The organism is Paenibacillus xylanexedens, assembly GCF_007676705.1.
Lineage (GTDB): Bacteria > Bacillota > Bacilli > Paenibacillales > Paenibacillaceae > Paenibacillus > Paenibacillus xylanexedens_C.
In genome coordinates this window covers 773143-793161 of the sequence record NZ_VEBF01000001.1, presented here as the reverse complement: position 1 = coordinate 793161, position 20019 = coordinate 773143, and the positions used below count along the sequence as shown (strand labels likewise).

Annotated in this window: 18 protein-coding genes; all 18 read left to right on the top strand. The window is 45.2% G+C overall.

The window, feature by feature from the left end; genetic code table 11:
• Positions 1-174 precede the first annotated feature (174 nt).
• A complete protein-coding gene (sucC, locus tag FS628_RS03455) occupies positions 175-1335 on the top strand; it encodes an ADP-forming succinate--CoA ligase subunit beta (RefSeq protein WP_062833782.1) in 1161 nt (386 codons plus the stop codon).
• Between the two features lie 63 nt (positions 1336-1398).
• Positions 1399-2328: a succinate--CoA ligase subunit alpha gene (gene sucD, locus FS628_RS03450; RefSeq protein WP_036609382.1), complete on the top strand. Its 930-nt coding sequence runs from the start codon at positions 1399-1401 to the stop codon at positions 2326-2328.
• A 243-nt stretch (positions 2329-2571) separates the two neighbouring features.
• Positions 2572-3702, top strand: a complete 1131-nt coding sequence (dprA, locus tag FS628_RS03445; RefSeq protein ID WP_145318944.1) for a DNA-processing protein DprA — start codon at positions 2572-2574, stop codon at positions 3700-3702.
• A 116-nt stretch (positions 3703-3818) separates the two neighbouring features.
• Positions 3819-5918, top strand: a complete 2100-nt coding sequence (gene topA / locus FS628_RS03440) for a type I DNA topoisomerase (protein WP_145318941.1) — start codon at positions 3819-3821, stop codon at positions 5916-5918.
• 57 nt (positions 5919-5975) lie between these two features.
• A complete protein-coding gene (trmFO, locus tag FS628_RS03435) occupies positions 5976-7313 on the top strand; it encodes an FADH(2)-oxidizing methylenetetrahydrofolate--tRNA-(uracil(54)-C(5))-methyltransferase TrmFO (RefSeq protein WP_145318937.1) in 1338 nt (445 codons plus the stop codon).
• Between the two features lie 26 nt (positions 7314-7339).
• Complete coding sequence (hslV, locus tag FS628_RS03430) at positions 7340-7882, top strand: ATP-dependent protease subunit HslV (protein ID WP_062833786.1); 543 nt, start codon at positions 7340-7342, stop codon at positions 7880-7882.
• 116 nt (positions 7883-7998) lie between these two features.
• Positions 7999-9399: an ATP-dependent protease ATPase subunit HslU gene (gene hslU / locus FS628_RS03425; protein WP_062833787.1), complete on the top strand. Its 1401-nt coding sequence runs from the start codon at positions 7999-8001 to the stop codon at positions 9397-9399.
• Between the two features lie 986 nt (positions 9400-10385).
• Positions 10386-10793: a flagellar basal body rod protein FlgB gene (gene flgB, locus FS628_RS03420; protein ID WP_145318935.1), complete on the top strand. Its 408-nt coding sequence runs from the start codon at positions 10386-10388 to the stop codon at positions 10791-10793.
• A gap of 5 nt (positions 10794-10798) precedes the next feature.
• Positions 10799-11248 carry a flagellar basal body rod protein FlgC gene (flgC, locus tag FS628_RS03415; protein WP_145318932.1) on the top strand — a complete coding sequence of 150 codons (450 nt, stop codon included), beginning with the start codon at positions 10799-10801 and terminating at the stop codon, positions 11246-11248.
• Positions 11249-11307: 59 nt separating this feature from the next.
• Entirely contained in the window at positions 11308-11619 is a 312-nt protein-coding gene (gene fliE, locus FS628_RS03410; RefSeq protein WP_145318929.1) for a flagellar hook-basal body complex protein FliE, read from the top strand.
• Between the two features lie 136 nt (positions 11620-11755).
• Positions 11756-13339 carry a flagellar basal-body MS-ring/collar protein FliF gene (gene fliF / locus FS628_RS03405; protein ID WP_145318925.1) on the top strand — a complete coding sequence of 528 codons (1584 nt, stop codon included), beginning with the start codon at positions 11756-11758 and terminating at the stop codon, positions 13337-13339.
• 11 nt (positions 13340-13350) lie between these two features.
• The gene (fliG, locus tag FS628_RS03400; RefSeq protein ID WP_047842476.1) at positions 13351-14367 is read left to right on the top strand and encodes a flagellar motor switch protein FliG; all 1017 of its coding nucleotides are present in this window, start codon (positions 13351-13353) and stop codon (positions 14365-14367) included.
• Positions 14360-15223: a FliH/SctL family protein gene (locus FS628_RS03395; RefSeq protein ID WP_145318922.1), complete on the top strand. Its 864-nt coding sequence runs from the start codon at positions 14360-14362 to the stop codon at positions 15221-15223. The genes fliG and FS628_RS03395 overlap by 8 nt, the downstream gene beginning before the upstream one ends.
• Entirely contained in the window at positions 15210-16529 is a 1320-nt protein-coding gene (gene fliI, locus FS628_RS03390; protein ID WP_036609365.1) for a flagellar protein export ATPase FliI, read from the top strand. Before FS628_RS03395 ends, fliI begins: the two co-directional genes overlap by 14 nt.
• An 11-nt stretch (positions 16530-16540) precedes the next feature.
• A complete protein-coding gene (fliJ, locus tag FS628_RS03385; RefSeq protein ID WP_145318919.1) occupies positions 16541-16993 on the top strand; it encodes a flagellar export protein FliJ in 453 nt (150 codons plus the stop codon).
• A gap of 43 nt (positions 16994-17036) precedes the next feature.
• Entirely contained in the window at positions 17037-17978 is a 942-nt protein-coding gene (locus FS628_RS03380; protein ID WP_145318916.1) for a MotE family protein, read from the top strand.
• Between the two features lie 38 nt (positions 17979-18016).
• On the top strand, positions 18017-19405 hold the full coding sequence (locus FS628_RS03375; protein ID WP_145318913.1) for a flagellar hook-length control protein FliK: 1389 nt from the start codon (positions 18017-18019) through the stop codon (positions 19403-19405).
• A gap of 19 nt (positions 19406-19424) precedes the next feature.
• Positions 19425-19982 (top strand): flagellar hook capping FlgD N-terminal domain-containing protein, encoded by a 558-nt coding sequence (locus FS628_RS03370; RefSeq protein WP_145318910.1) that lies wholly within the window; start codon positions 19425-19427, stop codon positions 19980-19982.
• The last annotated feature ends 37 nt before the right edge of the window (positions 19983-20019 follow it).

Genomic DNA, 20019 nt, shown 5'->3' with positions numbered 1-20019 from the left:
CAATATGGGATCATACTCATATCAAAATACTGTCTATTAACCATTAATTTTTTAAGGAAAGCGTTTTAAAAACGTGTTACAATGAATTGGGTTTAAGTGAAAATAGTCAACATTTGTCTTTTGTTAGTCTACCAACCCGCCTTGTTGCAGTCATGTTGATAGGAGGATTCGAGAATGAATATCCATGAATATCAAGGAAAAGAAGTACTGAAACAGTATGGAGTTACCGTTCCAAATGGAAAGGTTGCTTATACAGTCGATGAAGCGGTTGCGGCCGCAGAGGCACTGGGCAGTCCGGTGACTGTAGTTAAAGCGCAAATTCACGCAGGTGGCCGGGGTAAAGCCGGCGGCGTAAAAGTGGCGAAGAGCACGGATGAAGTTCGTGCCTATGCTTCCGAAATTCTCGGTAAAGTATTGGTGACACACCAGACTGGACCAGAAGGTAAAGAAGTGAAACGTCTTCTGATTGAAGAAGGATGCGATATCCGCAAAGAGTATTATGTGGGTGTTGTTGTGGACCGTGCCACAGGCCGTGTAGTTATGATGGCTTCCGAAGAAGGCGGTACTGAGATTGAAGAAGTAGCTGAAGCTACACCTGAGAAAATTTTCAAAGAAATCATTGACCCTGCTATTGGGTTGCAAGTGTTCCAGGCGCGTAAACTGGCTTACAGCATTCAGATCCCTAACGAACTGGTGAACAAAGCTGTTAAGTTCATGCTCGCGTTGTACACAGCTTTTGTCGAAAAAGATTGCTCCATTGCCGAGATCAATCCTCTCGTTGTTACAGGAGATGGAAACGTTATCGCACTGGACGCGAAGTTGAACTTTGACTCCAACGCCCTGTTCCGTCACAAAGACATTTTGGAACTGCGTGACCTGGATGAAGAGGATGAAAAAGAAATCGAAGCTTCCAAATACGACCTCAGCTACATAGCACTTGATGGCAACATCGGCTGTATGGTCAATGGTGCGGGACTTGCGATGGCGACGATGGACATTATCAAATACTACGGTGGAGACCCCGCCAACTTCCTTGACGTAGGGGGCGGTGCAACAACGGAGAAGGTGACTGAAGCATTTAAGATCATTTTGTCTGATGCTAAAGTAGCCGGGATCTTTGTTAACATTTTCGGTGGCATTATGCGCTGTGATGTTATCGCCAACGGTGTTGTTGAAGCAGCGAAGCAGCTTGGTCTGACCAAACCGCTTGTTGTTCGTCTTGAAGGAACTAACGTGGAGCTTGGTAAACGTATTCTGGGTGAATCTGGCCTGAATATCGTTCCTGCTGACTCCATGGCCGATGGTGCACAGAAGATTGTTGCCCTCGTAAAATAAGTTCATTCCTTAGTACCGGAGCTGTCCGGGAACTGAAAAATAACCGTAAGGATGTGAAGCAACGTGAGTATTTTGATCGATAAAAATACAAAAGTCATTACGCAAGGCATTACGGGTTCAACGGGAATGTTCCACACGAAGGGCGCATTGGACTACGGAACCCAGATGGTAGGCGGAGTTACACCGGGTAAAGGCGGAACCAATGTGGATATCACGCTGGAAGACGGTACAGTAGCCAGCCTGCCGGTGTTTAACACTGTGCAGGAAGCGAAGGAAGCTACAGGCGCAACAGCGAGCGTCATTTACGTTCCTCCGGCATTTGCAGCAGATTCCATTATGGAAGCTGTTGATGCAGAGCTGGACCTCGTTATCTGTATTACAGAAGGTATTCCGGTTCTAGACATGATCAAGGTTGACCGTTTCATGGAAGGTAAAAATACCGTCCTGATCGGACCGAACTGTCCAGGTGTCATTACACCAGGTGAATGTAAAATCGGTATCATGCCTGGGTATATCCATATGGCAGGGCATGTGGGCGTTGTTTCGCGTAGTGGTACACTAACGTATGAAGCCGTTCATCAACTGACAACTCGTGGTATTGGACAATCTTCTGCAGTTGGAATCGGGGGAGACCCTGTAAAAGGCTCCGAATTCATTGATATCCTGAAGCGGTTCAATGAAGACCCACAGACTCACGCGGTCATTATGATTGGTGAGATCGGTGGTACTGCTGAAGAGGATGCTGCAGATTGGGTACGTGAGAACATGACCAAACCGGTTGTTGGCTTTATCGGTGGCGTAACAGCGCCTCCAGGCAAACGGATGGGCCATGCTGGCGCTATTATCTCTGGTGGTAAAGGTACAGCCAAAGAGAAAATAGCGAAACTGGAATCATGTGGAATCAAAGTAGCACCAACACCTGCTGAGATGGGTTCGACTTTGGTGAGTGTACTTGAGGAACGCGGTATTTTGAATTTGTGCACGACACATTAATTCTTTTTCGTTATAATAGAAGAAACGGCTCGGAAATGATCTATTTCTGGTAGTCCGACTATTATGGTTACGGAAAAGGTAAGCAACCTTTTGTCCTTGAACAGGGCGAAGGGTTGCTTTTTTGCGTTTTTTTAACGTGAAAAGGCAGAGGAATTGTTCCTCATCTGCGTAAACGCTTGCATTCCGTGATCACATAACACACAATATGAGGGAAGATCTCTTCCGCTCTGGGAGGCATATGGTATGGAAGAAAGATGGATCTTGTTTGGGTTGCATGAGATGGAGGGCATTGGCAAGAAAACAATCTCGAAACTGATTCTGGGACAACATGAATTAACCGATCTATTGAATTATGGGGAAAGCGACTGGGTCGCAGCAGGCTTGCGCAAAGATCAGGCTGCACGTTTGACTAGCCAATTTACTATCGACTGGATTGAGAGTAAAAGAGAACACGTTTACAATCAGGGGATAGAGGTTATTACTTACCTGGATCAGAATTATCCCATATTAATGAAGGAAACCGTTCAGCCTCCCTGGGTAATGTATGCTCGCGGGGATGTTAGTTTGCTACACAATTCGTCTATTGCAATGGTGGGAACTCGTATGCCGACCGTGTATGGGCGCAAAGTTGGAGAAAAGTTGGCAGAACAATTATGCAGTGCAGGACTGACGATCGTAAGTGGGCTTGCCCGAGGTATTGATAGCGTATGTCATGAGGCAGTATTACGTGCCAAAGGAAAAACCATTGCCGTATTCGGAACAGGGATCGATCATATATACCCGCCCGAAAATACTAGCCTTGCCGAGCGAATCGCTGAGACGGGTTTGCTTTTATCGGAATATCCACCCGGTACGCGTGCCCGTCAAGGACTATTTCCGGAACGGAATCGAATTATTGCCGGCCTAACGTTGGGAACATTGGTCGTAGAGGCTGACATTCGCAGTGGTTCACTTATTACAGCAGATGCTGCTCTTGAAGCAGGAAGGGATGTATTTGCCGTCCCTGGACCTATTACATCGCCGAAGAGTCGGGGAGCGCACAACCTTATCCGTCAAGGTGCCAAGTTGGTGACTTGTGTAGCAGACATTTTGGAAGAGTATCGTTTGGACTTGCCAAATGCAGAACAACTTCCTTACAATAGAGGACGTTCGACAGAAACACCTGAACCTTCCCGGCAAGGGATATTCGCTGAGGTGAAGCTCTCTCCAGATGAACAACGCGTGATTTATCTGTTGGAACAGGGAGAACAATCATTGGATCAACTGGTTGAACTGCTTGGTTGGGATTTTGGACATTTGCATTCAGTTCTGTTATCTTTAATCATAAAAAAGCAGATTAGCCAATTACCAGGCACTAAATACGCGAGGGTATGACGATGCTGCAACCTACGCAGTGTGTGGAAATATATAATTAGCAGAAGTTATTAACTATGCATAAGCTTACAGAAACAGTTTCATGACAGTTTCATGACTGAGAGGAGGATGAACCTATGGCGGATGCACTCGTAATCGTGGAGTCGCCCTCAAAGGCGAAGACGATAGGCAAATATTTAGGCAGCAAGTTCATCGTGAAAGCTTCGATGGGACATGTTCGCGATTTGCCAAAGAGTCAGATCGGCGTTGAGGTGGAGAATGATTTTAATCCGAAATATATTACGATCCGCGGCAAAGGTTCAATTTTGAAAGAACTGAAGGATGCACGGAAGAAAGTGAAAAAAGTGTATCTCGCAGCTGACCCGGATCGCGAAGGTGAGGCTATCGCATGGCATTTGGCCCATGCCCTTGAACTGGACGATACGGCAGATTGCCGGGTTGTATTTAATGAAATTACAAAACAGGCGGTCAAAGATGCGTTCAAAACGCCGCGGAAAATCAATATGGATTTGGTTAATGCGCAACAGGCAAGACGTATTCTGGATCGGCTTGTAGGATATAAGATTAGTCCATTATTATGGAAAAAAGTTAAAAAAGGCTTGTCCGCTGGTCGTGTTCAGTCCGTGGCTGTCAAAATCATTTTAGATCGTGAAAATGAAATTGATGATTTTGAGCCGGAAGAATACTGGAGCATTACCGCCAAACTGACAGCTGACGGCAATCCGTTTGAAGCCAAGTTTCATAAATTGAACGGTGCCAAAACAGAGCTGGGCAGTGAAGCGGAAGTGCAAGCCATCCTGAAACAGATCGAAGGTGCAGACTTTACGATCAAGGAAGTCAAAGAGAAGGAACGGAGTCGGAACCCTTCCGCCCCGTTTACGACGAGTTCTTTGCAACAGGAAGCAGCACGTAAATTGAATTTTAGAGCTTCCAAGACGATGTCGGTCGCACAACAGCTGTATGAAGGCGTAGACCTTGGAAAAGAAGGCACAGTCGGTCTCATCACGTATATGCGTACAGACTCCACACGAATTGCGGCATCTGCACAAGAAGAAGCCAAAGAATATATCGTTGGTAAGTATGGTGAGCCATTTGCACCTGAGACTCCACGTAACTATTCCAAAAAAGCAGCTAATGCTCAGGATGCGCATGAAGCGATTCGTCCAACTTCAATACTACGGGATCCTGATTCAATCAAATCATTCATGAGTCGCGATCAGTTCCGGTTATATAAACTGGTATGGGAACGTTTTGTAGCGAGCCAAATGTCTTCGGCTATCCTGGATACGCTCTCTGTGGATATTGCGGCGGGGGACACGATTTTCCGTGCAGCAGGTTCGAAGGTTCGATTCCAAGGTTTCATGAAGGTGTACGTTGAAGGAAACGACGATGGTACAACCGAAGAAGATCGTCTGCTGCCTCCGCTGAAAAGTGGAGATGTGCTTGATAAGCAGGAGATTGAGCCGAAACAGCATTTTACCCAACCGCCACCACGATATACGGAGGCTAGGCTGGTTAAGACACTTGAGGAACTGGGTATAGGGCGTCCGAGTACATATGCGCCAACACTGGAGACTATTCAGAAGCGCGGATATGTTGCAATTGAGGAAAAGAAATTCATGCCGACCGAGCTGGGTGAACTGGTCATCGAACAGATGGAAGAGTTTTTCCCGGAAATCCTGAATGTAGAGTTTACCGCGAACATGGAAGGTGATCTTGACCATGTGGAGGAAGGTTCGGAGGATTGGGTCAAAGTACTCGCAGAATTCTATGAATCTTTTGAGAAACGGCTTGAGTTTGCGGAAGAAGAAATGAAAGAAATCGAGATTGAAGACGAAGTATCGGATGAGATCTGTGAGAAGTGCGGCAAACCGCTTGTTTATAAACTCGGACGTTTTGGCAAGTTTCTTGCGTGCTCTGGCTTTCCTGATTGCCGGAATACCAAACCGATTATCAAGGATATCGGCGTAACTTGTCCGAAGTGTAAGGAAGGTCATGTTGTTGAGCGTCGTAGCAAAAAAGGACGTATTTTCTACGGTTGTGACAAGTATCCTGAATGTGATTTTGTCTCATGGGACAGACCTTCAGCCAAACCATGTCCTAGTTGCGGATCTTTAATGATTGAGAAGCGGAACAAAAAGGGAGCACGATTGCAGTGTACATCATGTGATCATCAGGAGCCGGTGGATGAACCGGATGACGAATCAGCCGATTAGTATATATGTGAATTAATTTTAGTGAGTTATGAAATTGTTTTATGGAGGTAAAAGATTTTGACAAATGAACAACAAGTAACCGTTATTGGTGCCGGGCTGGCAGGGACAGAAGCTGCCTGGCAGATTGCAAGTCGCGGCGTACGCGTGAAATTATACGAGATGAGACCTGTTGTGAAAACACCAGCTCATCATACAGATAAATTTGCTGAACTGGTATGTAGTAACTCATTGCGTGCGAATGGGTTGACGAATGCAGTAGGTGTGTTAAAAGAAGAAATGAGGATGCTCAATTCTCTCGTACTGTCTGCAGCAGACAAGCATGCAGTTCCAGCAGGTGGAGCACTTGCAGTGGACCGGGATGGCTTCTCGGGTGAGATTACGTCTACGTTGCACCAGCATCCACTCATCGAAGTAGTGAATGAAGAACTCACTTCCCTGCCGGAAGATGGCATCGTTGTTGTGGCAACGGGTCCGTTGACTTCACCGGCATTATCTGAGCAAATCAAGGCACTAATGGGTGAAGAATATTTCTACTTCTATGATGCAGCAGCACCGATCATTGAAAAAGATTCAATTGATATGAACAAGGTGTATCTGGCTTCCCGTTATGATAAGGGCGAAGCAGCATATCTGAACTGTCCGATGACAGAAGAAGAGTTTGATGTCTTCTATGAAGCTCTCATTACTGCCGAGGTTGCTCAATTGAAGGAGTTTGAGAAAGAAATCTACTTTGAAGGCTGTATGCCAATCGAAGTGATGATGAAACGTGGGAAACAGACGGCTCTGTTTGGTCCTATGAAACCGGTAGGTCTGGTTAACCCGCATACAGGAGAGTTGCCACATGCTGTTGTACAGCTTAGACAGGACAACGCAGCGGGAACCTTGTATAACCTGGTTGGCTTCCAGACGCATCTGAAATGGGGAGAACAGAAACGAGTCTTTTCCCTTATTCCTGGACTTGAAAATGCAGAGTTCGTTCGTTATGGCGTAATGCACCGTAATACATTTATTAATTCCCCTAAACTGCTTCGTCCGACGTATCAGTTTAAAGAGCGTCCAAACCTGTTCTTTGCAGGTCAGATGACGGGTGTAGAAGGATATGTGGAATCTGCTGCTTCAGGGCTTATTGCTGGCATGAACGCAGCCAAAGCAGCTCTTGGGCAGGAACTGGTGGTATTGCCGGTTGAAACAACCCTTGGCAGTATGGCTCAGTATATTACAACAGCTGACTTCAAACACTTCCAGCCAATGAATGCAAACTTTGGTTTGTTGCCGAAGCTGGAAACGAAAATCCGTAACAAAAAGGAAAAAAATGAAGCTCTTGCACAGCGTGCACTGGATGGTATCACTAGTTTTGCTGCGGCAGAAGGTCTAACTGTTCCGGAACGCGTATAAATTATTCGTGGGAGGAGGCTGATATCATGGATATGTCATTTCATGCTACAACGATCTGTGCTGTTCGTCATAACGGTAAGGCGGCAATTGCTGGAGATGGTCAGGTGACCATGGGCCAGAGCGTCGTGATGAAGAATACAGCCAAGAAAGTAAGACGATTGTACCGTGGACAGGTTGTTGCCGGATTTGCCGGTTCTGTGGCGGATGCCATTACCTTGTTTGAGAAATTCGAAGGCAAGCTGGAGGAGCACCATGGTAACCTGCAGCGTGCTGCTGTAGAGCTTGCCAAGGATTGGCGTCAGGATCGGATCTTGCGCAAGCTTGAGGCGTTGTTGATTGTAATGGACAAAACAGGCATGTTGTTAATCTCAGGTGGCGGCGAAATTATTGAGCCTGATGATGACGTTATCGCTATCGGATCAGGTGGGAACTTTGCCTTATCTGCTGCACGTGCATTGAAACGTCATGCTGTGAATCTTGAAGCGAAGGATATTGCGCGCGAATCGCTTCAGATTGCCTCTGAGCTTTGTGTGTATACCAACAGCAATATTATTGTAGAAGAGTTATAGGCCGAAGAAATCTCCCGTAGTGGAGCATGATTATGTAATCTGCTCCAGGACGTCTAGGGGATTCTTTGTCCTTGTAAGGTAAAATAACTTCAGCATACTGGTAGGAGGGAAGCAATATGAATACTCAAGCGTTAACACCGAGACAGATTGTTGCAGAGCTTGACAAGTATATTGTAGGTCAAAAGAAAGCCAAAAAATCGGTAGCGGTAGCCCTTCGCAATCGCTATCGGCGGAGCCTTTTGCCTGAGCATACGCAGGACGACATTGTACCTAAAAATATCCTGATGATTGGACCTACCGGTGTGGGTAAAACGGAAATCGCCCGTCGCCTTGCTAAACTGGTGGGTGCTCCATTTGTAAAAGTGGAAGCAACCAAATTTACTGAAGTGGGCTATGTTGGCCGTGACGTTGAATCGATGGTGCGTGATCTGATCGAAACATCACTGCGGATGGTAAAGCTGGAGCGGACTGAAAAAGTGAAGGACAAAGCTGAAGAAGCTGCCAATGAGCGAATAGTACATATTTTGGCTCCCTCACAGTCCAAGTCCAAGAATCAGCGGAATCCCTTTGAGATGATCTTTGGTAATAATGGCAACAACGTTCAGGAACAGGATGAGCCAGAACCGGATACCGGGGTTGCCGAACGCCGCCGTAAGATCAAGTTTGATCTGTTGTCCGGCAAGTTGGAGGATGACATCATTGAAATTGATGTGGAGGACACTGCGCCTAACATGATGGACATGTTTGCTGGACAAGGCAATGATCAGATGGGTATGAACATGCAGGAGATGTTTGGCAGCCTCTTACCTCGTCGAACGAAAAAGCGTAAGCTCGCCATCAAAGAAGCGCGCAAAGTGTTGATCCAGGAAGAAGCAGGCAAATTGATCGATATGGATGATGTTACACAAGAGTCCATTCGTCGAGCAGAGCAGACAGGTATCATTTTCATAGATGAAATTGACAAGGTCGCCAGTCAAGGGCGCGGTAGTGGTCCTGATGTATCCCGTGAGGGTGTGCAACGTGACATTCTGCCTATCGTAGAGGGCTCTACAGTAATGACGAAGTATGGTCCTGTCAAAACGGATTATATTCTGTTTATGGCTGCTGGCGCATTCCACGTCGCCAAACCCTCTGATCTGATTCCCGAGCTTCAGGGGCGCTTCCCAATTCGTGTGGAACTAAGTAGTCTTACGCTGGAAGAGTTTGTATCCATTCTGACTGAGCCTCAAAATGCCCTGACCAAGCAGTATGTTGATCTGCTGCGTACCGAAAATATTGAAATCGAGTTCTCGGATGATGCCATTCGTGAAATTGCCAAATTGGCTGAATCTGTCAATCAGAATACAGAAAATATAGGCGCACGTCGATTGCATACGATTCTTGAAAAGCTTTTGGAGGATTTATCCTTTGAGGCACCTGAGCTTACATTGGAACGTATGGTGATTACTCCGGAGTATGTCCGTGAGAAATTGAATGATATTGCACTTGATCGTGATTTGAGTCAGTATATCCTGTAATATAGGCTTGCAATGTAATTGCTAAAGGGTCGTATGAATGAACGATATGCACTGGACCGTAGAGAACACTTACGAGATCGACGAAGGATATTCATTCCTTAGACGAATCGTAAAAGGTTCTCTCTCCGACCAGTGACATATCGTTTATTTTTGTTTCTATCTAAAAGATTTTGATGAGATAACCGATAAAAGATGTGTGGTTGTTGTCTGGATCGACAAAACCTAGGACTTGTGCCGCATGCAAAGTGCGTTAAAACCTATCGGAGTGGTAGTTATTTCTAATTTTTATATCCAGTTATTCCCATTTAAAGAATGTTTCTTATTCCAAGTCTGGGCATCGGTTTAGTTGACAGATTGGTAAATGTTGCGTAAATGCGCAAAAAAAGAATTTGTAGAAAAGTGTGAAGTCACCAATTGTTTTCTGGAGATTAAAATACGTAAACCCTACTTAATTGTTAAGAAAGTGTTGTGTAGAAATGGTGAGAAATCTTAATTTGTGAAAGATAACTTGTCAATTGATTAATATACAGCTTCGTATGTATACCTATCATATAGTCGCTAAACCCTTAATCTAACGGCAAAAAATTCTAACATTATCAACGATGAATATTTCGGAAATATACATAATTACGGGCATTATACAGTCCTGTCGAGACGAGAAAGGTTTTTTTTATTTTAAGAATGTTTAAGAACAATCAGGGAGAGTATTAACATACTTTTGTTTTGGGCCTGAACATTTACGAAAAAATTCATAATTTGCAGAAAATACACAAAAAGCCCTGTCTTTCAGAAAAGATAGGGCTTTTTTCTTATTGTAATATATCCCAATCTCGAAGAAACTTATGTTATACGACAACATCAGAGTTAATTCTACTTAAGTCCTAGAAAACCGTGTAAAGACGAATGTTTTTGTCGAAAAAACATAAGGATTTTCAAGGAAGAAGATTCAATCTTTTTCCATAACTTCTAAAGAGAGGAGGGAGATTGTGAATCTTTTAAACGATATTAGCTTTAAAAGATTGCAAGGTGCACTCGATGCGTCCAACATCAGACAACGAACGATTGCTGACAACATCGCGAACGCCGATACCCCGTATTTCAAGCGCTCAGACGTTTCTTTTGAAGAGATGTTGCAGGGGCAAATGAATGGAGAAATGCCTGTTCTTAGAGGTAAAGTAACTGATGCAAGGCATTTTGTCATAGGTCCTTCCTCTTCCGTACCAACGCCAGTAGTTAATATGGACCAGTCAACGTCCATGAATAACAACGAAAATAATGTCGATATAGACAGAGAAATGAGTCTTCTGGCGGAGAATCAGTTGCGTTACAACGCTTATATCCAACAAGTGAACGAACAAATTAAAATCATGCGTATTGGCGTGGAAGGGAGATAACCTAATTGAACATTAGTAATAGTTTTAGTATCAGTGCATCAGCTCTGACGGCCCAACGGTTGCGGATGGACGTTATATCTTCCAACATTGCCAACGCGGAGACGACGCGCGCGAGCGTAACCAATGGTGAGGCAGTTCCTTACAAACGCAAAATGGTTGTGCTTGAACCGAACAAAACGTCATTTGGTACAATGCTCCAAAATCAAATGCGAGGTGGCAGTTCGGGAGATGGTGTCAGAGTAACTGAGATTCGCGAGGACCAGTCACCCTTGAAGCCTGTCTACGATCCTTCTCATCCGGATGCCAACGCAGAAGGATATGTATTTATGCCTAACGTGGACATTGCGAAAGAAATGGTCGACATGATCTCTGCATCACGTTCCTATGAGGCAAACGTAACAGCATTGAATTCAACCAAAGCAATGATCTCCAAAGCTTTGGAGATTGGAAGATAATCTGCTCTGAAATTAAAAACAAGAAAAATGTAAACGAGAGATGAAGGGGAGGGACATTAATGATTCAGAACAACATGTTTAGCACACAGGGCGTACAACCGCTACAGATGAAGAGTGCAACCGAAAGCAAGCCTTCTACACCAGCCGAAACCATTCAGAGCTTCGGTACATACTTACAGAACGCATTAGGGTCTGTCGCGGCACAGGAGACTCAATCGCATGAAATGTCGAATCAATTTTTGGTCGGCAAAGCGAACGTGGATCAGGTAATGATCGCTTCCGAACAGGCCTTGTTAAGCCTACAACTCACAACTCAAGTCCGAAACAAAGTAGTCGAAGCGTACCAGGAAATTATGCGGACGCAGTTATAAAATAATCTACTTGCGCTCAGGCAATAGCGCTGATCATTACAACAAGCAGCTGCGATGCTGCTCCTGATCGTAGACCTATGGAACGGCTAGGGTTGCGTAAGGACAGACTAAGCAAAGTTTCGGATGGGGTGACAGAGTGAATGAGAGAATCGCCCAGTACAGGGACAAGGGGTCCCAGTATTGGAATAGTTTCAGCAAAAAGCAAAAAATATTATTTATATCCACCTTCCTGTTTCTGATTTTGGCTGCAGTTGTTCTCACGATGCAATTGTCCAAGACCGAATATGAAGTTGCGTTCACGGATTTGAATGCAAGTGATTCAGCAGGCGTTATCAGTTATCTCGATTCATCTAGTATTCCATACAAATTAAGTTCAGATGGCAAGACGATATCTGTACCAAGCACGAGTGTTGCCATTGCAAAAGTGAATGTTGGCTCACAAGGGATTATTCAGAATGGATCACTGGGATATAAGTCATTCGAGGAATCATCATCCCCGATCGGGATGACGGATAAAGAGTTTGATGTAAAGTACAACAATGCTTTAAACGGAGAAGTTGAACAGTTGCTTCAGCGGATGCAAGGGATACAGGACGCTAAAGTGCTGGTCAATATGCCGAAGGATAATATCTTTGCCGGCTTAGAAGAACAGGATAAAGCATCTGCATCAGTAGCTCTCCAGTTTAAACCGGGTTATCACCCAAATCAGGCAGCTGTAGATGGATACTTTAATTTGGTTAAGACCGCAATTCCTAATCTGCCTGTTGAGAACATCACAATAACAAACACGGATGAAGCAGAACTGATACCGACTGCCCGAGGTGGTAGTGGTGGGTTGTCTTCAGAAGTTCAAGAGAACATGGCATTACAGAAAAAGTTTGAAAACGATGTCCGCAATAACGTGAAGCAATTTCTATCTCAGATTGTAGGCGAAGACAAAGTCAATGTTTTGGTGGCCTCCAAGCTTAATTTTGATAAAGAAACACGTAAAGAAAATCTAGTCACACCCGTTGATGTAGAGAACATGAAAGGCATCGAGATTAGCGTGCAGGAGATTCAGAAGAGTTACACCGGCGCAAGCAACCCAACAGGTGGTGTTGCAGGCACGGGGCAAGAGGAAGTTCCAGGTTATCCATCAGCTGATGCAGCAGGGAATTCCACCTCGGAAGAATCATCAAGTACGATAAACTACGATGTTAATCGAATCGCCAAGGATATTATATCTAGTCCCTATACTGTAAAAGATTTAACCATTAACGTGGCAGTTGAACCACCGAATGGAGAAACAGAATTACAGGGACCGGTTCAGGACGCAATTGAGAACATTTTGGTTAACATTGTTCGTGCTTCACTGGCAGACTCAGGCACTGTAATAAGTGACGCCGATCTGACAAAGAAAGTTTCAGTTATGTCACAAGGATTCCAGACTGCCTCCGCAGACAATACGGGTTTCCAGCTTTCCTCAACGATGATGTGGGGCGGAGGAGCACTCATAGCAGCATTGATCGCAGCGGTTGTTATTTTGTTAGTACGCCGTCGCCGCAAACAAAACGAGGTAGAAGAAGAAGAGATTCCTCTTCCAATAGCAACAGAGTTCCCGTCCATTACGCTGGACAGTGTAACGAACGAAAGTCAGGTGCGCAAACAATTGGAGAGTTTGGCCAAGAAAAAGCCAGACGAATTCGTCAATCTGCTGCGTACATGGCTGGCTGACGAATAGAGGTGAGCGCATTGGCGAAGGCAAGCAGTCAAGGTTTGACTGGCAGACAAAAAGCAGCAATATTGTTGATTACATTAGGTCCGGAAGTATCGGCTCAGATTTTCAAACATCTGCGTGACGAAGAGATCGAGCAACTTACGTTGGAGATTGCCAACGTTCGCAAAGTTGATTCTTCTGAAAAGGATATGATCATGGCCGAGTTTCACCAGATCTGTCTGGCGCAGGAATATATCTCTCAGGGCGGTATCAATTACGCCAGAGAAATCCTGGAGAAAGCTCTGGGTTCATCAAAAGCACTTGAAGTCATTAATCGTTTGACAGCTACGCTGCAAGTTAGACCATTTGACTTTGCGCGCAAAGCAGATCCGAATCAAATTTTGAACTTTATTCAGAATGAAAGCCCGCAAACGATTGCCCTGGTTCTGTCTTACCTGCAATTCGAACAGGCAGCAGCGATTCTATCATCCTTGCCACAAGAGAAACAGGCAGATGTCGCTCGCCGGGTGGCTGTTATGGATAGTACTTCGCCGGAAGTCATCTCTCAAGTGGAGCGGGTTCTGGAACAGAAACTATCTTCTACCGTAACGCAGGATTACACGAATGCGGGTGGTATTGAATCGATCGTTCAGATTCTGAACGGAGTCGATCGGGGTACAGAGCGTACCATTTTGGACTCGCTCGAGATTCAGGATCCGGAGCTTGCAGAGGAAATCAAAAAACGCATGTTTGTATTCGAAGACATCGTCAATGTGGATGATCGTTCGATTCAGCGCATTATTCGGGATATCGACAACGCAGATTTACAGCTGGCACTCAAAGTGGCAAGCGAAGAAGTTCGGGATGCCGTGTTCCGGAATATGTCGAAACGGATGTCCGAGACATTCAAAGAAGAGATGGAATTCATGGGACCTGTGCGATTGCGTGATGTTGAGGAAGCTCAGACACGTATCGTAGGAACGATACGCAGATTGGAAGAAGCCGGTGAGATCATTATCGCACGCGGTGGAGGAGATGATATCATTGTCTAATTTGATTAAGTCTTTCCAGTATGTACCGGTTGATGACCGTAAAAGACTTGAGAATCATCATCATTATGGTGGTGCCGAAGAGTCTGAAACGGAATTAAATGGTGAGAGTGCTGAAGGTTCTGAAGCAGAAACGCTTCAAGCACGCGTGGACGAAGAAACACAACGTCTAACCGCAGAGATGCTGGAAGATGCCAAGGAGTTTGCAGAAAAGCAAGTACGTGAAGCTTCGGAAGAAGCAGAGCGCATGCTTCAAGAAGCCCGTGAACAGATCGATAGCTGGTGGCAGGAACAACGACAACAGGATGAACATCTGACCGAAGCACTTCGTTCACAAGGTTTCCAACAGGGTTTTGAAGAAGGCAAAGTACAAGCTGAACTGGATCTCCAGGTGCAGATCGAAAAGATGATGAATGAAGCCCAGGAAGTTCTCCAGGAGGCTTATGTAGCAAAAGATCAGATCATTCAGGAAGCGGAGCCGTTCCTTGTGGATCTCGCTTGTGGGATTGCTGAGAAAGTCATTGATAAGCAACTTACCATTGAACCCGATCATACCTTGGAACTGATTCGACAAAGTTTGTCACGTAAACGGGAGCAGGGTTTGATCACACTTTGTGTGGCCCCTGATCAGTTTGCATTTGTACAGGCAGCTCGCGAAGAATTATCTCTGTCTATTGACTCTCAAGCAGAATTGCAGATTTTGCCCGATTCCACGGTCAAAGATAAAGGATGTGTTATCCGTTCTTCGTTCGGAAGTGTAGATGCAAGAATTGATACACAGCTTGCTGAAATTAAAAAAGAACTGGTCCGCATAGCACTTGAGGATGAGGAGCGAAGAAATCAACATGAAGGTTCTTAGTTCACAGCGATATATGGAACATTTGCGGCAATTTGATCCCGTTCGCATTAACGGCAAAGTTACTCAGGTCATTGGTCTTATGGTTGAGTCAGAAGGGCCGGATGCAAGTATCGGTGACGTATGTTACATCTACCCTGGTAAATCGGCCAAACCTCTACAAGCCGAAGTCGTTGGGTTTCGAGATAACAAAGTGCTGCTTATGCCACTGGGTGAACTTCAATCCATCGGTCCTGGTTGCGATGTAGTAGGTACTGGTAAACCACTCGGAGTTCAGGTAGGCTCCGAATTGCTCGGTAAAGTGCTGGACGGACTTGGGCAGCCGCTAGACGGTTCCCTTCTCCCATCCAGAATGCCGATGTACTCTACCTCCAATACACCGGTTAATCCAATGGATCGTCCGCGTGTACTTGAAACCATGGGTGTTGGTGTAAGAGCTATCGACGGATTGTTGACCGTAGGTAAGGGACAGCGTGTAGGTATTTTTGCCGGTTCTGGTGTTGGTAAGAGTACGTTGATGGGCATGATTGCTCGCAATACAGCAGCAGATGTCAATGTCATCGCGCTGGTGGGTGAACGTGGACGTGAGGTTCGCGACTTTATCGAACGGGATCTGGGTCCAGAAGGATTGGAACGTTCCGTAGTAATTGTAGCAACATCAGATCAGCCTGCCCTGATTCGTATCAAAGGAGCGGTTATCGCAACCACCATTGCAGAGTATTTCCGAGATCGTGGAATGAACGTGATGCTTATGATGGATTCGGTTACTCGATATGCGATGGCTCAAAGGGAAGTCGGTTTGGCTGTAGGTGAACCTCCGGCAATGAGAGGATATACTCCATCGGTATTTGCGAGTTTGCCCAAACTGCTTGAACGGGCAGGCACAGGGCCTACAGGTTCGATTACAGCCTTTTACACCGTTCTGGTTGATGGGGATGACATGAACGAACCGATCGCCGATGCGGTGAGGGGTATATTGGATGGCCACATTGTGTTAAACCGATCCATTGCGAATAAAGGTCATTTTCCGGCAATTGATGTACTAGCCAGTATAAGTCGTGTCATGAAGGATATTGCTCCAGAAGAGCAGCTGGAAGCCGTTAATAATATGAAGCGTTTGATGGCTGTGTACAAAGAGTCGGAGGATTTGATCAATATTGGAGCTTATCAGCGAGGCTCAAATGCAGCGATTGATGAATCAATAGACCAGATTGATAGTATATGGAACTTTACAAAGCAGAAAGTCGACGAGAAAGTCACCTTAAGTGAAGTGCAGGAACGTTTGATTCTTGAATTTGCAAGGAGATGAATGGTTAAGCGATGAAATTTCGATATCATTTCCAGAAAGTTGTTGACCTGAAGAGTAATGAAAAAACACAGGCAGAGTGGATGTTATCCACAGCGATCGGAAAGCTTCAGACGGAGGAAGAGCATCTGATGCAACTTCTGAACGATAGAAATAATCTGGTCGGGATTATCCAATCTGCTACGGAAAATACAGCGTCTGTAAACAGTCTGCAGGAGATGCAGCGTTATGTACATCATCTTGACGAGTGCATTTCACGTAAAAACAATGAAGTTAAACATGCTCAGGTCAATGTGCAACGGAATCAGACGTTTCTGAACGGTAAGATGGTTGATGAAAAAGTATGGCTTGGAGCGAGAGACAAGGCCAAGATCAAATTTCAGCAGGAGATGCTCCTCCGGGAACAGAACGATCTGGACGAGATGGCTACTGTACGCTTCGCTGCCAAAGCCGGACGCGCGAATTGATGTGAGCCGGACGCGAAGTTGTCTCGTGAAGGAGGAATGAACGATGGCTGTTAAAGACGATAGCGACATGGAAAAAGAATCGGGAGGCGGCTGGGAAAAATTTCTCATGATTTCCATTCCGATTGTATTCACCGTAGTATTGCTGGGCGTATTGCTTACGCTTTTTAATGTAGATATTCGTAATAATTTATTTGAATTTGCTAACAAGATTCCGGTAGTTAAGGAATGGGTACCTGATCCTGTGCTGGACCCTGAGAAAGATAAGCTGGAGAAGAGTGAGCAGCAGGTAGAAAGTGCTGAAGCGACAATCGAAAAGCTGAAGTCCCAAGTTACGGCAAAAGAAACAGAACTTAAGGCAGCACAGGAAGCGACAACAACTGAGGCGAAGAAAGCAACAGACCTTCAGAAGAAGTTGGATGATGCGGAGAAAGCTGCTGAAACAGCTACGGCGGCAACGCCGGAAACGGAATCCGATTATCAAAAGCAAATAAAAGATTTAGCTAAAATGTATGCGGACATGAGTCCGAGCAAAGCTGCACCGATTCTGCAAAATATGACGAATGAAGAAATGGTCCTGTTGTTGAATGCCATGCAATCATCTGCTCGGACGAAAGTGCTTGAAAAAATGGACCCGAAAACAGCAGCCGATGTGACCATGATGATGAAGGATGCCAAACCGTCCGGTGATCTGGCACTGGATGCACTGCAGTCCAGATTGAAGAAAGAAACCGAAGCAACATCAACTGCATCAACAACCACGAGCAAGAACCTGGATAAAAACCAGCTTAGCCAAACATTTGCTTCGATGTCTGCTTCAAGTGGTGCCAAGCTACTATTGGAAACGTACAAGTTGAGTCCTGACAAAACTTTGACCATTCTGAATTCGGTAGATGACGCAACACGCTCTCAATTGCTAGAAAATATGTCTTCAGAGGATTCGGTTGAAACTGCAAAAATTTTGAACAGATTAATGGGCAACAAGTAAATCTGTTTCATGTGATATCTGAGAGGAGGTGAAAATAAATGTCGATCGTATATCAAATGACATCAACAGCATCTGCAAAGGCCACAGGGACAGGACAGACAACTGGAGCGCAATCGAAAGGTTCAGCTACAGGAGCCAGTGGTGAATTTCTGCAAACTCTTGCACAATCATTATCTGGAGGAAACGCAGAAGGTGATGGTTCAAGCGCTACTGGAAGTTTAACTGCTAATCCGCTGGTGTTTTCCTTTGCTCCTAGTGAAGACGGGGAAGCGACCTCCATCACGGACATTCTGAATTCATTGTTTTCGGACATGGATTCACTTGACGAGGCATTGGAAAATGATCCATCTTTACTCGCAGGTCTGCAGACCCTGATTCAACAGATGTATGCACAACTAAATGATACTTCAGGTAGTAATGCAGAAGGTTCTGACGAGTCTGCGGATGGAACGGTAAGCGCAAGTGCAGTACCTGCGATTGAATTGTCGCAGCATCCAGCAGCAGTACGCTTTGTTTTGCAGGATATGCTTACACAGTTAGTAACTGCGATGAATCAACCAGAGAGTACTGTTGCGAAGAGCGCTCCCGAATTCAAGCATTTGCTGCAATCTCTACAGAGTCAGCTTCAAGAGGCTGGAATGGATACCACGAGTAACAAGGGATGGACTGAATTGAAGTCCATATTGGATACATTGACTGCGGTTAAGGATCAGGCTGTACAAGTCGCTCCAACTACTTCACTTCAAGCGTCCAAACAGGATTCAGTCACACCTCAAGTTCTTGTTGCGGCAGCAACAAATGCTGGAATTCAGGTGAAAGGTGACACAGATACGACATCTGCTTCAAACACAGGTGGAGAACTGGATCACTCAACCATCATTACGGCAGGAGAACTGTCCTTGCGTACATCAGGTACGACAGCAGGGAAACCGGCTGAACCTGTAATGCAAACATCACAATTTGCCAAAGAAATGACACAGTTTGTTGTTAGCAAGCTGGATATTGTTCAACAAAAAGGTTTTTCCGAGGCAACCATCTCACTTCGTCCGGAGCATTTAGGTAAATTGGATGTACAAATCACCTTGCAGAACGGGCAATTGGTTGCACGGTTTATGACAGAGCATACGATGGCCAAAGACATGCTTGAACAACAAATGATGCAGCTGCGTTCTTCACTTCAAGCTCAGGGGATTCAAGTGGAACGACTTGAGGTTACGCAGAACAGTTCAATCGGATCACAGATGTATCAGGATGGCGGCCGTCAATCGGGAAGTAACTCTCAGCAGCAACGTCGTTCACGTGAACGTGAGGAACAATCAGATGATGCTATAGCTACCGCAGGTATACAGGAAGAATTGCGTAATTGGCGCAGCGAGCAAGTAGAAGGAAACGAAATACAGAGAGATACATTTAGTGCAGAGGCTTAAACAGAAATGAGGTGAGCAAATGGCTACTGAAATTGTTTCAACAAATAATACTTGGCCGAACTATTCCGCAGCTAATAAAGCTACAACAAGTGCTGCAACAAAAGAATTAGGCAAAGACCAGTTTCTAAAAATCCTGATTACCCAGCTGCAGAACCAAGACCCTATGCAGCCGATGGAGGATAAGGAATTTATCGCCCAGATGGCACAGTTCAGCTCAGTGGAACAACTGGTCAATATTTCAACTCAACTTAAAACGTTGAATCAGTCACTTGGTGCTGTATCCGGTATGATTGGCATGGAGGTAAGTTGGCTTTCTTCTAATAAAGAGGACAACGGAACTCTTCGTCAGGGTATTGTGGATTCCATCATTGTAAGAGATAGCGTTCAATACGCGAAAGTGGGCAATGACGAGATTAAGCTGGATGAGATTATTCAGGTGAATTATCCAAAACAAGCAGAAGAGAATCAAACTCCGGTACAGAACGTTCAGGATGTAACCCCTGAATCGAACGAAAGCCAGGAAGCTGAATCAGCTGCTGAAACGGGTGATACGGAAGATAGCGGGAAAACGGTATGAGTGATCGCATAACGGTTGGACAATTATACGCAGGCTC

Coding starts and splice junctions, on each gene's coding strand:
- sucC (WP_062833782.1), top strand. CDS start 175: ATGAATATCCATGAATATCAAGGAAAAGAAGTACTGAAACAGTATGGA.
- dprA (WP_145318944.1), top strand. CDS start 2,572: ATGGAAGAAAGATGGATCTTGTTTGGGTTGCATGAGATGGAGGGCATT.
- topA (WP_145318941.1), top strand. CDS start 3,819: ATGGCGGATGCACTCGTAATCGTGGAGTCGCCCTCAAAGGCGAAGACG.
- hslV (WP_062833786.1), top strand. CDS start 7,340: ATGGATATGTCATTTCATGCTACAACGATCTGTGCTGTTCGTCATAAC.
- hslU (WP_062833787.1), top strand. CDS start 7,999: ATGAATACTCAAGCGTTAACACCGAGACAGATTGTTGCAGAGCTTGAC.
- fliE (WP_145318929.1), top strand. CDS start 11,308: ATGATTCAGAACAACATGTTTAGCACACAGGGCGTACAACCGCTACAG.
- fliI (WP_036609365.1), top strand. CDS start 15,210: ATGAAGGTTCTTAGTTCACAGCGATATATGGAACATTTGCGGCAATTT.
- fliJ (WP_145318919.1), top strand. CDS start 16,541: ATGAAATTTCGATATCATTTCCAGAAAGTTGTTGACCTGAAGAGTAAT.
- FS628_RS03380 (WP_145318916.1), top strand. CDS start 17,037: ATGGCTGTTAAAGACGATAGCGACATGGAAAAAGAATCGGGAGGCGGC.
- FS628_RS03375 (WP_145318913.1), top strand. CDS start 18,017: ATGTCGATCGTATATCAAATGACATCAACAGCATCTGCAAAGGCCACA.
- FS628_RS03370 (WP_145318910.1), top strand. CDS start 19,425: ATGGCTACTGAAATTGTTTCAACAAATAATACTTGGCCGAACTATTCC.